This is a genomic window from Amycolatopsis thailandensis, from assembly GCF_002234405.1.
Classification (GTDB): Bacteria; Actinomycetota; Actinomycetes; order Mycobacteriales; family Pseudonocardiaceae; genus Amycolatopsis; species Amycolatopsis thailandensis.
The window spans coordinates 36,788-50,388 of record NZ_NMQT01000112.1 but is presented as its reverse complement, the minus strand read 5'-3'; the positions used below and the strand labels follow the sequence as shown (position 1 = coordinate 50,388).

12 protein-coding genes are annotated in these 13,601 nt (G+C 69.0%); 2 read left to right on the top strand and 10 right to left on the bottom strand.

Annotation, left to right across the window (positions count from 1 at the left end; genetic code table 11):
* The first annotated feature begins 489 nt into the window (after positions 1 to 489).
* Entirely contained in the window at positions 490 to 1,410 is a 921-nt protein-coding gene (locus CFP71_RS30255) for an SAM-dependent methyltransferase (RefSeq protein ID WP_093937366.1), read from the top strand.
* Here CFP71_RS30255 and CFP71_RS30250 read toward each other — a convergent pair.
* From CFP71_RS30250 to CFP71_RS30240, 3 genes are read right to left on the bottom strand one after another with little or no spacing between them, the layout of a single operon-like run.
* Entirely contained in the window at positions 1,394 to 4,741 is a 3,348-nt protein-coding gene (locus tag CFP71_RS30250) for a molybdopterin-dependent oxidoreductase (protein WP_093937365.1), read from the bottom strand. The genes CFP71_RS30255 and CFP71_RS30250 overlap by 17 nt on opposite strands.
* A gap of 3 nt (positions 4,742 to 4,744) precedes the next feature.
* A complete protein-coding gene (locus CFP71_RS30245) occupies positions 4,745 to 5,677 on the bottom strand; it encodes an ornithine cyclodeaminase family protein (protein ID WP_093937364.1) in 933 nt (310 codons plus the stop codon).
* Between the two features lie 20 nt (positions 5,678 to 5,697).
* Positions 5,698 to 6,714, bottom strand: coding sequence for a proline racemase family protein (locus CFP71_RS30240; protein ID WP_093937363.1), 1,017 nt, complete (start codon positions 6,712 to 6,714; stop codon positions 5,698 to 5,700).
* A gap of 56 nt (positions 6,715 to 6,770) precedes the next feature.
* On the opposite strand from CFP71_RS30240, the gene CFP71_RS30235 reads away from it, so the two are divergent.
* Positions 6,771 to 7,442 carry a GntR family transcriptional regulator gene (locus CFP71_RS30235; protein WP_093937362.1) on the top strand — a complete coding sequence of 224 codons (672 nt, stop codon included), beginning with the start codon at positions 6,771 to 6,773 and terminating at the stop codon, positions 7,440 to 7,442.
* 11 nt (positions 7,443 to 7,453) lie between these two features.
* On the opposite strand, the gene CFP71_RS30230 is transcribed toward CFP71_RS30235, so the two are convergent.
* The 7 genes from CFP71_RS30230 to CFP71_RS30205 form a co-directional block, all read right to left on the bottom strand.
* Positions 7,454 to 7,888 (bottom strand): DUF6389 family protein, encoded by a 435-nt coding sequence (locus CFP71_RS30230; RefSeq protein WP_093937361.1) that lies wholly within the window; start codon positions 7,886 to 7,888, stop codon positions 7,454 to 7,456.
* A gap of 10 nt (positions 7,889 to 7,898) precedes the next feature.
* Positions 7,899 to 8,900: a DMT family transporter gene (locus tag CFP71_RS30225; protein WP_093937360.1), complete on the bottom strand. Its 1,002-nt coding sequence runs from the start codon at positions 8,898 to 8,900 to the stop codon at positions 7,899 to 7,901.
* A 220-nt stretch (positions 8,901 to 9,120) separates the two neighbouring features.
* Positions 9,121 to 9,855: a phosphotransferase family protein gene (locus CFP71_RS30220; protein ID WP_093937420.1), complete on the bottom strand. Its 735-nt coding sequence runs from the start codon at positions 9,853 to 9,855 to the stop codon at positions 9,121 to 9,123.
* 106 nt (positions 9,856 to 9,961) lie between these two features.
* A complete protein-coding gene (locus tag CFP71_RS30215; RefSeq protein ID WP_093937359.1) occupies positions 9,962 to 10,420 on the bottom strand; it encodes a GreA/GreB family elongation factor in 459 nt (152 codons plus the stop codon).
* An 89-nt stretch (positions 10,421 to 10,509) separates the two neighbouring features.
* The gene (locus CFP71_RS44350) at positions 10,510 to 10,677 is read right to left on the bottom strand and encodes a hypothetical protein (RefSeq protein ID WP_167406328.1); all 168 of its coding nucleotides are present in this window, start codon (positions 10,675 to 10,677) and stop codon (positions 10,510 to 10,512) included.
* Between the two features lie 5 nt (positions 10,678 to 10,682).
* The gene (locus CFP71_RS30210) at positions 10,683 to 11,945 is read right to left on the bottom strand and encodes an NAD(P)/FAD-dependent oxidoreductase (protein ID WP_093937358.1); all 1,263 of its coding nucleotides are present in this window, start codon (positions 11,943 to 11,945) and stop codon (positions 10,683 to 10,685) included.
* Between the two features lie 109 nt (positions 11,946 to 12,054).
* Positions 12,055 to 13,593, bottom strand: a complete 1,539-nt coding sequence (locus tag CFP71_RS30205) for a PucR family transcriptional regulator (RefSeq protein WP_093937357.1) — start codon at positions 13,591 to 13,593, stop codon at positions 12,055 to 12,057.
* Between the last annotated feature and the right edge of the window lie 8 nt (positions 13,594 to 13,601).

The following is a 13,601-nucleotide window of genomic DNA, read 5'->3' as shown; positions in this document are numbered from 1 at the left end:
CCGGCCGGAGTACATGAAGGCCCCCTTGCTTGCGCTAGGCGCAAGGAAGGGGGCCATCATGTACTTGGACAGGGTGTGGTGGGTCGAGGTGGCTGTCGGTGCGGCGCGGCATCGCCGGGTCCGTGAAGGCCTCCTTGCCTACCCTGAAGGTAGTGAAGGAGGCCTTCACGGACCCGGAGCCGGTCACGATCTCGACCGTCCACAAAAGACACCGCCCGTTTTGGGCACTTTGCATGGCCTTGCGAAGGGGTCGTGAGTGAAAAAGAGGGTTCTAACCCTCATTATCACTCACGACCTCACGCGGAAAACCCCATATGACCATAAATCGGACACTCAGCCGTCCCCTGTGGACACTCGGGGCGCGCCTGGTCCCGTCCAGTCCGGAACTATGTCCTCGGCAGCGAAGAAGGCCTGCGCGGCAGGATCGACCATGCCATATTTGGCTTATTGCCCAATAATTCCTCCAACGCGAAGACGGGTCCGAAAACGATGTCCACGAGGCAAGACGGAGACAGCTGGGACCTGGCGTCCAGCGTCGGTGCGACAGCCACCATGGCCGCGGCGGCCAGGGCGATGGCGACTCGCCAGGATCGCTCGCTCATCGACGACCCGTTCGCCGAGCCGCTCGTCCGGGCGGTGGGCATCGACCTCCTGACCCGGCTGGCGGCAGGCGAAGTCGCGGCCGGGGAGCTGGTCGAGCAGCTCTGGATCGACGTCGCCAAGATCCGTACCAAGTTCTACGACGAGTACTTCATCGAAGCGACGAACGCGGGAATCACGCAGGTCGTGATCCTGGCGTCGGGGCTGGATTCCCGGGCGTACCGGCTTCCTTGGCCCACCGGAACCGTGGTGTACGAACTCGACCAGCCGCAGGTCGTCGAGTTCAAGACACGCACGCTGGCAGAATTGGGCGCCGAGCCGACGGCCGCCCGGAAAGCGGTCGCGGCCGATCTGCGTGACGACTGGCCCGCCGCGCTGCGTGCCGCCGGCTTCGACCCGGCCCGGCAGACGGCGTGGAGCGCCGAAGGGTTGCTGGGCTACCTGCCGCCCGAGGGGCAGGACAGCCTGCTGGACACCATCACCGGACTCAGCGCGCCGGGAAGCCGGGTGGCCACCGAAAGCAAGCCCAACCCGCGTCCGGGCGAGGAGGACAGCACGAAGGAACGTCTGAACCGCATTTCCGAACGGTGGCGCGAGCAGAGTCTCGACACCGACATGACGCGGCTGCGCTACTTCGGCGAACGCAACGAAGCCGCGCCGTATCTGGCCGAACGCGGTTGGACGCTGACCACGGCCAGTATCCGGGACCTGTTCGCCGTCAACGGACTTCCGGCCCTGGAGGACGACGGCATGCGCTTGGGCGACACGCTCTACGTCAGCGGCATCCTCGGCGCTAAGCGTCCAGCGTGATATCGGAAGTCGGTACCGACTGGCAGGTCAGGCAGTGGTCGTCGGGGAGGCCGTTCGGTGGGGTGACGAGATGCGCGGTGGTGCCGGCGAGCACGGGCACCGCGCAGCTCTCGCATTGGCCGAGGCGGCAGCCGCTGGGCAGGGAAAGTCCGGTTTTCTCCGCGAACTGAAGGAGCGTCCCGTCGGCCTTGCGCCAGGTCGCTTCACTACCGGATCGGGCGAACCGCACGGTCGCCGTGGCGTCGTCAGCGATGGTCACCGGCGCCGGTGCGGCGTGGAACTTCTCCGTGAAGATGTCCGCGCGGGGCACGCGGCGGGCCAGGAGGCCGGAGGTGATCTCCTCGATCATGGAGCCGGGGCCGCATAGGTAGAAGCGCGCCCGTCGCTCGATGAGTGAAGCCTCGACGCTGTCGGCCGACACTCGCCCTTGGACGTCGTAAGTATCGCCCGGGGCAGGACGGCTGTAGTGGTTCACGACGTGCACCGTGCGAAGGCGCTTCGCCAGGCTGTCGATCCGCTCGCGGAAGGCGTGGCTACCGGAGTTCCGGTTTCCGTAGTGGAGAACGATTTCGGGCGCGGTTCCGGGCTCGCTCGCGAGCGTCTCCAGGAGGCTGAGGAACGGCGTGATCCCGATGCCGGCGGCGATCAGCACCAGCGGCTGCCGGTGGCCGGATGGCAAGGCGAACGAGCCGGACGGCGGTGACACCAGCACCCGGGCCCCCGCCTGGAAACGCTCATGGACGAGGGGCGAGAACTGTCCGTCCGGCAACCGGCGGACGGCGACACTGTAGGCGGTGCGGCCGGTGTCCCGGGCGGCGGCCGTGAGCGAGTAGCTGCGCGTCACCTGCGGTTCGTCGGCGGCGGCCAGGGTGATGTGCTGGCCGGGGCGGAAGTCGGGCAGCCCGCCGTCGTCCACCGGACGCAGGCCCAGCGTGAGGATGTCGTCCGTTTCGAGAGCACGACTTTCCACGATGAACTCGCGTTCGGCGGTCCACGGCGATGGTCCGGCAGGCCGGACGTCGCAGGCTGTCGAGCGGAGCGCGACCGAGCCGCTGATCGGATCCCTGGTGTCGTCGCCGATCAGCAGGTTGTAGTTCGCGCCGCCGTCGACGAGCGGATCCGAACCCGGCAACGCGAGGTCGGGTGCCGGTTGCCACCAGCCGTATTCGGCGACGACGACGTCCCGGTGCAGCGCCGAGTCGATTCGCGCGCGCATCGTGACCGTCGCCGACAGGGTCGCGATCTCCACCCATTGGCCGTCGACGATGCCGCGATCGCTCGCCAGTTCGGGACTGAGATCGACGGTCGGCTCCGGGAAGCGCCGCCGCAACGACGAGATCCCGCGGTGCTGGCTGTGGCAGAAGTAGCCGTTCTTGGCGCAGGTCAGCACCAGGGGGTATCGCGTGTCCACCTCCGGCGTGCGGGCGACCGGGACCGGCGACTGCCCGTGCTCGGCGAGACGTTCGGAGTAGAGCTCGACGCGCCCGGTCGGGGTGGCGAAACCGGTGACACCGCCGTCGGTTTCTTCGGCGTACTTTCGGTATCCGGTCCGTAGCGGGACGTCGACGCCGCCCGGCTCGGCGCGGAGCCGTTCCGTGGTGAGCTCCAGCGGAGCGAGTTGGTGGTCCCAGCCGGTTTCGATCCGTCCGCCGAAGAATTCGTCGGTCATGCCGAGGCGGGCCGCGAGGTCGAAGACGAACTCAGTGTCCGACCGGGACTCGCCGACCGGCTCGATCATGCGCGGCCGGAGCTGGACCCGTTCCTGCGCCGACGGCGTGATCTCGAAACCCGCCCGGAAGGCTTCGTGCTCCCAAGGAGTGTTGACGGGCAACAGAAGGTCGGCGAAGCGGGAAGTCGGGTTCTCGAAGAGATCGAGGTGCACCGAGAAATCAAGGGCGCGCAACGCCTCCGCGGTCCGCTGTGGATCAGGCTGGGACAGGAGAAGGTTGCCTCCGAAGGAGACCAGCGCCCGGACACGGTACGGGTCTCCGTCGATCGCGGCCTGGCAGAAGTCACGGGCGTTGATCCACCCTTGTGACGGCGGCCCGACGGGGAACTTGTCCAGCCCCAGTGCTTTGGCGCGCTGCCGCGGGTCGAGCTGGGCGTGCGACGTCACCGGATTCGCGGGCTGTTTGGGCAGGACGACGTTGCCGCCGGGGGCGTCGTAGCTGCCTGTCAGGGCGTACAACGTCGCGATCGCCCGCTCGGTCTGTGTGGCGTTCGCGTGCTGCCCGATCCCGGTCCACGCGGAGTAGGAAACACTCTCCGCCGCAAGGAGTTCTTCGACGAACGAGGCGATGGAGGCGGCCTCGATCGTCGTGGTGGAAGCCGTCCGGTCGAGCGGCCAGTCGGCGCACGCTCGCGCGTACAGCGCGAAAGCCGGAACGCACTCGACGATCCCTCCGCGCGTCGGTATCCGCCTCATTCCGTGCAGGGCGAACTGCTCGGCCTTCGACGACAGGACGGCCGTGTCGACAGGCTCCGCCGCGTCCGTTGTCGCGTTCCATGCCACGAAACCCGCGAGATCCGGTTCGAGGTCCGACGCCCGCAGGAACCGGCCGGTGTCCCGGCGCACCAGGAGCGGCCCGTTGGTCCAGCGCCGGACGAACTGTTCGTCGTGTCCTCGCCGGTTCAAGAGCTGGTGGGCGACACCGAGCGCGAGGGCGTCGTCCGTACCCGGCCGGATCCGGAGCCAGAGGTCGGCCTGCAGCGCGCCGGTGGACCGGCGAGGATCGACGACGACGAGACGTGCGCCGCGCGCCTTCGCCTCGGCCAGCGCGGCGGACTGCGCGAGCCACGACTTCGCGGGATTGTGTCCCCACAGGATCGCCAGGCCGGTCCTCGCGTAGTCGGGGCCGGGGAGAGGCCCGCCGAAGGTGAAGGCGTGGGCGAAGTCCTTGTGCCAGTTGCAGATTTCGGTGCTGTACAGCGTGTTCGGGCTGCCGAACAGCCGGATGAAGCGCTCCACCCAGTCGATGGAGTCGGACATCGGCGTCCCGCTCGGCGAGGTCACGGAGAACGCGACGGACTCGGCGCCGCTTTCGGCCCGGATGGTGCCCAGCCGGTCGGCGATCTCGGCCATCGCCTCGTCCCAGCCGATCTCCGTCCACTGTGGATCGGAGGCCGACTTCGGCGTCGTCCGCCGCAGTGGCCGCGTCAGCCGCTCGGGGGAGTGGACCAGTTCGGGTGCTGCGCGGCCCTTGGGACACATCGCGGTGCCTGTCGGGTGGGCGGGATCGGGGCGAACGCCCGTCATCATCCCGTTCTCGATGGTGTAGATCGCTCCGCATCGTGAGCGGCACAGCGTGCAGTAGCCTCGTACGTCGGCCATGGCTCACTGCACCCGGTCGAGAAAGGTCTGAGCGAGCAGACTGGCGATCGCCCAGTCCTGCATGGCGACTCCGACGCTCTTGAAGACCGTCCGGCCTGCCCGGTTCGCCACCCCTTCGGCCAGCGCGTCCCCGAGTTCGACGAGATCGTCCTCGGTGATGGCTCCGGTCCCGAGCGCGTGGATGATCTCCCCGGCCTCTTCGAGGATCGCCTCTCGTTCGTCGATCACGACGGTCGCTTCGGCGAGTAGCTCGTCGGGGAGTTCCCGCATCGTCGGCCGGAAGGCGCCGATGGCGTTGACGTGGGCGTTTTCGGTGAGCGACGTGGCGGAGAACAACGGAGTGGTGGACGTGGTCGCGCAGCAGACGATGTCCACGTCGCGGACCGCCTCGTCCGCGTCGGCGACCGCGACGACGGTGTCGATACCCAATTCGGCGCCGAGGGCTTTGGCGAGCGTGCCCGCACGGTCGAGGCTGTGGTCGACGACCCTGAGTTCGATCAGTGACCGTACGGCGTGCACGGCGCGGACCTGATCGGGCGCCTGCCCGCCGGCGCCGATGAGAGTGCAGGTCTTCGCCTCGGCCGGAGCGAGCAGGTCGGTCGCGACACCGACGATCGCGCCGGTCCGGATGCGGGTCACCTCGGCGGCGTCGGCGACGAGATGACGTCCGTGGCCGAGTTCGCTCCAGACGACGGTCCCGACGATGGCCGGTACGCGGTCGGTGAAGTTGAGGCTCAACGTCTTGATCATCGCCGAGGCTGTCGGGCGGTGATGCGTCGACATCACGAGGAACGCGCCGTCACGCAGCGCCGTCCGGGTCGGCATTTCGAACTCGCCACGTCGCAGCGCGAGGAACCCGGTTCGCACCGCGTCGATCGCGGCGGACATGGAGACGGCGGAACGGATCTCCTCCGGGCCGACTGTGACGACGTCCATCGAATCCTCCTGTTTTCTCGTCAGCGCAGTACGAAACCCGGGACCAGATCGTCGTCGGGGTCGACGACGAACCGGTGGTAACCGGTACGGAACGCTCGCCCTGACACGACGGGGATCACCGCGTCGCGCCCCGCGACTTCGACCGTGCTCGCCGCCCGGGCGTGCCAGGTCGAACCGACGATCGAGGAGTGGACGAGCGTGTGGTGGGCGGCCAGCCGCCCGGACGCGTGCAGTGCCGCGACGCGGGAAGCGGTCCCCGAACCGCAAGGCGACCTGTCCACCTGACCGTCGGCGAAAACGGTCACGTTGCGCTGCCGGATGTCCCCGTTCTCCTCGACGCCGAGTTCGTCGAAGAAGATCACACCGTAGATCCCGCTGAGTCTCGGATCGTGCGGGTGCTCGGCGTACGCGCTCTCGTTGAGCTGATTCTTGATCTCGCGTCCCAGCTCGATCAGTTCGGGGAGCGAGTCCTTGTCGACGGCGAGCCCGAAGTCCGCGGCCAGGACGTGGGCGTACATCGCCCCGCCGAACGCGATCACGCAGTGGACGGTGCCGCGTGACGTCTTCACGGCGACGTCGTCTTGGAGGAGATAACTGGCGACGCTGACGAAGTCGACCGAGGTCACCTTGGCGCCGACAGCGGCGACCCGTGCGGTCACCCTCCCGGACGGAACGTCGATCACCACGTCGGTGACTCCGCTGGGATCGGCGGGCACCAGACCGGTCCGTACCGCCCAGGTGCCGAGGCACATCGTGCCGTGACCGCACGCGGCGGAGAACCCGTCCTTGTGCCAGAAGAGCACGCCGAAGTGGGCGCCGGGGTCGTCCGGCGCCACGAGGAAGCCGCCGTACATGTCCGCGTGCCCGCGCGGCTCCGAACAGAGCAGCCTGCGCAGCCCGTCGATCTCGGGGTCGGCCGCGGCCGCGACACGTTTTTCCGCGACCGTCGGCACGTCGGGCTCCGCGATCTCGGCGACGATCCTGAACGGTTCGCCACCGCAGTGGTAGTCCACCGCGAAGTACCCATCGCTCGTCATGCCGACCTCCCGCGAAGTAGTATGTGACATTGTACAGTCGCGGTGGAGGGATTTGAATGCCTGAGGACGAGCTCAAGGGGCTTCCCCCGGTCAGTGGTCGTCGCAACCTGCGCGACGAGGTCATCGAGACCCTGCGCGGCGCCGTCATCTCAGGCGGGATGCGTCCCGGCGTCGTCTACTCCGCGCCCACCTTGGCCGAGCGGTTCGGCGTGTCCGCGACGCCGGTGCGGGAGGCGATGCTCGACCTGGTCAAGGAAGGTCTCATGGAAACCGTGCGCAACAAGGGTTTCCGCGTCACCGAACCCACCGAGCACGAACTCGACAACTTCACCGAACTGCGTGCCCTGATCGAGGTGCCCACCGTGCGCCGGATCGCCGAGTCCGGCGTCGGGGCGGACGCGTTGAGACGGCTCCGCGAGCTCGCGACCGGCATCGAGCGGGCCGCCGCCGCGAACGACCTCATCGGGCACGTCACGGTCGACATGGAATTCCACCTCGCGCTGCTCGACCTGGCGGGTAACGAGCACCTCGTCGAAGTCGTCCGGTCGCTGCGTGCCCGATCGCGGATCTACGGGCTGAAGGCGCTGGCCGAACGTGGGCAACTGATTTCGTCGTCGCGCGAGCACTCGGAACTCGTCGACTTGATCGAAGCCCGGGACGCCGACGGCGCCGAGGATCTGATGCGTCGCCACATCGGCCATGTCCGCGGTATCTGGGCTGCCGGGTGACGCCCTGGGGGTCAGCCCAGCTGCCGCGGGGTTGTCGTGCCATAACCTTCGGGTGACGACACCTCCACGGGAACCGAGGGCTGCGTGTCGAATGCCCTCGTCCAGACCGCCTCGATCCAGTCGGCGACCGTGTCGACGACGACGTCCGCCGAGAGGTCTCGCGGGAGGGGCGGTACTTCCGGATCCCAGCCCGTTTCGTGGTGGACGACGCCGAAAAGGTGACGGTGTTCGTCGATCGGTTTGTTGAGGACGAACGAATCCGGGCCGTCGAACCGGGCCCACACGTCGAAAGTCCCCTCGCCGTCGGCGTCGGGGAACACTTCGATCTGCACACTCTCGACGGTGCCGCCGATCGCCTTGACGATCGCCCTCAGCCGGGCGATGACGTCCTCGGAATGCGCGTCGAGGACGTGGCGAAGTCGGTTGCTGTACTCGGCATGGTCCACACAGGCCAATCTAGCGCGGCCTTGATGCCGTCAAACGCGCGTCCTGGACGGTCTCGCTTCGCCGGAAGCGGGGGTGGGCCGCGAGCACGAGCGCGGCGAAAGTGATCGCGACGCCGACGAAGGTGGCGGCGGACGGCCGCGGGCCTGGGGTGAGGGCGTCCAGCAGGACGGCGCCGAGCAGCTGACCGGCCACGCTGGCCAGCCCGAAGACCAGCACGCCGATGCGCCGGACGACGGTGGTGGCCACCGCTACGACGCCCATTCCGATCACCCCGGCCAGGTAGAGGAGCGGCTCCGCGGGCAGGTGTCCAGGCAGGGCTCCGCCGAACCCGGCTCGCAGGACGAGAGCGAGGGCGAGCGACCCGGCCGCGACGGAAAAGTTGATCAGGGTGGCCGGCCACGGAGACCCGGCGATCGCTCCGACCCGTCCGTTCAGTGCCGACTGTGTCGCGATCGCGACGCCGGCGAACACGGGCAATATCACCAAGGCCAGGGTTCCGGAGCCACCCCACGCGCCGTTCCCGGCGATGGCGACCGCCGCCACGCAGGCCGCGGCACCCGCCGTCCGTGCCACCGTGATCGGGCGAGGAGTGCCGTCTCCACCCCAGAACCGGTCCACGATCAGCCCGCCGACGGCCGAGCCGCCCACGACCGCCACCGTGAACACGGCCACGCCGAGGGAACCGACGCTGATTCCCTGACTGGCCACGAACACGGCGCCACACACTCCGCCCGTCAGGTGCCACCCTCGCAGCCCGCCGGTGCGTACCGCCGCGCGGACCAGGCCCAGCCCGCGTCGTCCCGCCGGGAACAGCGGAACGATCGCGAGCAGCAACAGAAGTCCGACGGAAGTCGATGCCAGCGTCGCCGTGATTCCGTCGCCCACCCGCGAACCGAGCTCCCCGTTCAAGCGCGACTGAACCGCCAAGCCGACACCGGCGCTCACCGCCCCCGCAAGCGAGATGACACTTCCGCCACGTCCAGCCGGCTCCACCGATTCCCCACGCCCCATCACTGACCGGACGATATCGCCATGCCGCAGGCCTCGGACGATCTTGCCGAATTCTTCACCGGGATGGCGGAGAATTGTTCCACAACGCGGGATCACGCGGAATTCCTCGGCTCACCGAGGTACGAATGGCCCGGCGTTCCGCGAAAATGCTTTCGAATGGTGGACCTGCTCGACAGTTTCCATAAAATTCACCGAAGCGCACGAACGGAGCTGACAGCCGTCACACGGATTTCAGCACGTCGATTTCGCAGCCCGGCGAAGAGGGATCGAAGCCGTGCTCGGCCAGCCAACGGATCGCCAGCAGACAGCGCAAGGACCACCACCCGCGGATCATGTCGAGGTCGACGTCGGTGCCGTAGCCTTCTACGACGTCGGCGAGGTGTTCTTCGTGACCGAGCGTCAAGGTGGCGAGGTCGAACAGAGCATCGCCCTGGGCGGCCTCGGACCAGTCGATCACGCCGGTGATCTCGTCGCTGTCGACGAACACATGCGAGATCTGCAGATCGCCATGGATGAACACGGGCGTCCACGGCCGGAGCACCGTCTCGGCGAGTCGGCGGTTGCGCTCGACCAGGTCAGCGGGGAGGACGTGGGTGCCGACGAGCCACTCGCATTCGGCGTCGAGGCGCGCCGCGAGCTCGTCGGCACTCCGGCCCTGCCGCGGCGGCAACGGCGCGTCGTGCAACCTCCGGACCGTGGCTCCCGCGGCCGCCCACGCCTCCGGTGACGCTGTCGATGGCTCGCCAAGGCGGCCGAGTGCCTTTCCCGGGAGAGCGGCGAGCGCGAGTACGGGCGGCTTCCGCCACAAGACCTCGGGAGTCGGGATCGGCGCCATGGCCATCGCCTCGACCTCGACGTCGGTGCGCGTCTGATCGGCGTCGATCTTCAGGAACACCTCACCGACGCGCAGCGTCGCGCAGTCGTGGTGGGCGACGACGACCTCGACCTCCTCCATGAAGCCCATTGTCGCGAGGAAGATCGTCGATGTCGCCGGATTTGTTTGGGCCGAAAGGCAAAGGTGCCATGCTTGACCGCTCGCGCGTCTGCCAAGGGTTCGGGTATCAGTGAGAGGTTCCTCGATGCCGCCCGTAAGGCTCCGCTCCGACAAGGGTGACGCGGACCGCGTCGCCGCTCGGCACACGGTATTCCCGCCGCTCACCCGGTTTCGCGCCGTGCAGCGCGCGGCCGATGGGCGAATCGGGGGAGTAGACCTCAAGAACGCCATGGCCTGCTTCGTCGCGCGTGCCGAGCAGGAAGGTCTCGGTGTCGCCGTCGTCGTACTCGACGGTGAGCACCATGCCGGGCTCGGCGATCCCGTCGTCGGGGGGATCCTGCCCGACGACGGCCCCGCGCAGCAGGTCTTCGATCTGCCGGATCCGGGCCTGCCGGTGGATGGTGAGCGTGATTTCGTCGTCGCCGTCCCGGTCGTCGGCGGCGGGGCGCCGTAACGCCGCGAGCTCCCGCACCAGGCGCGCGTGAGTCTCCGGGGTGAGCCAAGGGCCTGACGAGACGATGGTCATGGTGATGATCGCCTTTCGATGGATGACGTCTGTGAGGGCCGGGCGCGGAAAGCCCCGACCCTCACAGACCTTCGGTGAGTCCCGCGTCGTCAGCGGGTCTCTGGTTTTCGGGGCGGACGCGGGAAAGCGCCCGCGTCGGTTGCGAATCCGATGGCGGCCTTCAGCAGAAGGGCCTTCTCGGTGCGCAGCAAGGCGTTCTCGGCGCGGAGCCGGTCCACTTCGGACTGTGTGCTCTCTTCTTCCGGTGGCATCGTCATCCCGATCAGCGGAGGGGGTCGAAGGGCCGAAGGGCCTCGGGCTGCTTGCCGGTGGTGATGTTCTCGGCCAGGAGCCGCCCGGTGACCGGCCCGTGGGTCAGTCCCCACATCCCGTGCCCGCCCGCGACGTAGAGGCCGGGAGTGCTCGTCGCGCCGATCACGTGGCGCCCGTCGGTGCTGACCGGGCGGGAGCCGACCCATTCGTCGGTGCGCCCCTCCCAGTCCAGCCCGGTGAGGTACGGCCGTGCCGAATCGATGATCGCGGCGATCCGCGCCGGATCCAGTGGCGCGTCCGGCTTCCGGAACTCCATCGTCCCTGCCACCCGGAGGCCGCCCCGGTACGGCGTGCACGCCACGCGGATGTCCGGCAGGTAAAGCGGTCCGGGCACCGGGTCGTCGGTCGGCACGGTGAAGGAATAGCCGCGACCGGCGCGCACGGGGACCTTGACACCCCACTTCCGTCCCAGGCCTCCCAGCCAGGCACCGGTCGCGAGTACGACCGCGTTGGCGTTCACCGTCTGGCCCGACGTCGAGCGCACGCTGATCGCGTGGCGGTGCGCGCGCAGCGACGCGACCTCGAACCGGTGCCGGATCGTCCCGCCCCGGCTGACCACCGCCCGCGCCAGCGACTCGACGAACCGGCCGGGATCCACGTAGCGCTGTCCATCGATCCGGACACCGGCGCCGAGCCTCCCGGTGGCCTGGGGGAACCGCTCCGCGAGCTCGGCGCCGGTGAGCCGGGTGTAGGAGATGTCCTGCCCAGCCTCGCCGATGCGCCGCAGTTCCGTGATCAGGCCCGCGGCGTGCCCAGCGGTCTCGAACGCCGCCGTGATCGGGGCTTCGATGGTCGGCGCGTCGACGCCGTTGGCAGTGAGGACGTCGAAGGCTTCGAGGCATTCTTCGTTCAGCGGCGCGTTCGCCTCGACGGCGCGCGTCCACGATCGGCCGGTGCAGTTCGCGGCGAACCGGGCCAGGAACGACCACAGTCGCGGGTCTGGCGACGGCGGGACGTGCAGCGGGGCTTGCCGGTCCAGCAGTGTCCGCAGGCCGTAGCGCAGGACGCCGGGCTCGTTGAGCGGGAACGCGAGCCCGGGGGAGAGCCAGCCGGCGTTGCCCCACGACGCACCGGCCGCGATGCCCTCGCGGTCCACCACCGTGACGCCGACCCCGCGTTCCTGCAAGAACCACGCGGTCGACAGGCCGACCACGCCGGCGCCGATCACGATCGCCGAACGTGGGACGCCGTCGATCCGGTCGAGATCGCCCATGAATTCCTCCGCTGCACGAGTGGTGCTGTCGCGGTCAGGATGGCTCGGAATCGGACGGCGATGATTGTCCGGATCCGACAATCAGGGCAGGCGGTTTTGGCCGGAACGGTCAAGGGGTCGGATCGGAGACCGCCAGTTCGATGATCATCGCCAGCCGTTTCGCGGGCTGGTCGAGCCGGAGTTCGGTCACTTCGGCCATCTTCCGCAGCCGGTAGCGGATCGTGTTGGGGTGGACGTCCAGGCGCTCGGCGGCTTCCGAGAGGTCCCCTTGCGCCTCCAGCCAGGCGCGCAGCGTCGCGACGTAGCTGGTGGCGTTCGCGCTGTCGTGCCGCCGCAATTCGGTGATCGGTCCCCGGGCCGGTGCCCGGCCGGACGCCGCGGCGGCCCGCAGCCGTTGCACCAGGATGTCGTCCCATGCCTCGTCGTAGGCGATCGCGGACTTCGTGGTGGGCCGGACGTCGTGCAACGCGAGACACTCGTCGGCTTCCCGCCTGCTGGCCGGCAGCTCCGCGGACACCGCGCCCGACCCGACCCCGGCCAGCATCGTCACCTGCCTGGGCAGGGCTTCGCGGATCGAACCGACCCACGCCCTGGCCGCCGACACGTCGTCCCCGGGCAGGACGGTGTAGACGGTGTTGCTGAACAAAGTGCTGCGACCCGGTCGTGACCAGCCGAAACCGGTCGTCGCCCGTTCGAACGCGAGCAGGAGTGCGGCATGGCGCTCGTCGCCGATGTGGGCCTGCAGCGCGATCACCCGGAACCGGCCGGGCGGCAGACCGAGCCTGCTGAGCACGGCCGCCGCGTCCGGCGTGCCTTCCAGCAGGCGGATCACCAGATCGGATTCGACCTGCCGTTCCAGATCCGCGCTCGCCCGGGACCGCAGCAGGTGCAGGCCGACCGTGCGCGAACTGTCCCGCAGCACCGCACGCCGGACGTCGGACAACGGCTGGTCGCATTCCACCCAGATCGAGCCCAAGGCCTCCCGGCCCGCCCGGACCGCGACGACCATGCGCCCGGTGAGCCCGTGTTCGGGATCGGCCTCGACGAACAACGGTTCGTCCGACTCGGCGAGGTGCCCGAACACACCCCGGTGCTCGAACAGTTCGCGGACCGGCTCGGGAACGCGCCTGCCCAGGATCGTTTCCAGCCGCGCCCGATCGGCCTGATGCTGACGGCTGGAGTAGGCCAGGACCCGGGAGAGCCGGTCCTCGATGGTCACCGCGCTCCCGAGCGCGTCCGCCAGACTGTCGGCCAACGCGAACAGGTCGGTCGGCCCACGGCCCGACTCGGTCTCCCGGCCTTCCAGCACCAGCCCGTAGACCACTCCGGCGAGCTGGCCCCAGGACACGTCCGGCTCCACCAGCAAAACCGCGACACCGCCGGTCTCCGCTCGCTCGGTCGCCTCCTGATCCGGCGGCTGCGATCCGCGGACCAGGACGACCGACGCCCGCGCCGCCACGGCCAGGTCGACGGCCGTGGCGATCGAGTCCGTCCCAACGGCGAGGAAGACGTCCCCGCGCAGTTCACGCGGGTCGGCGGCGTCGTACATCACCACGTCGCGGAGCGCGACCTCGCGGGAGACCGGGCAGCAGCACAACCTCGCCCCGTATCCGCCGAGGACGTTCACGAGCCGATCCAGCGTCACCATGGCTCGTT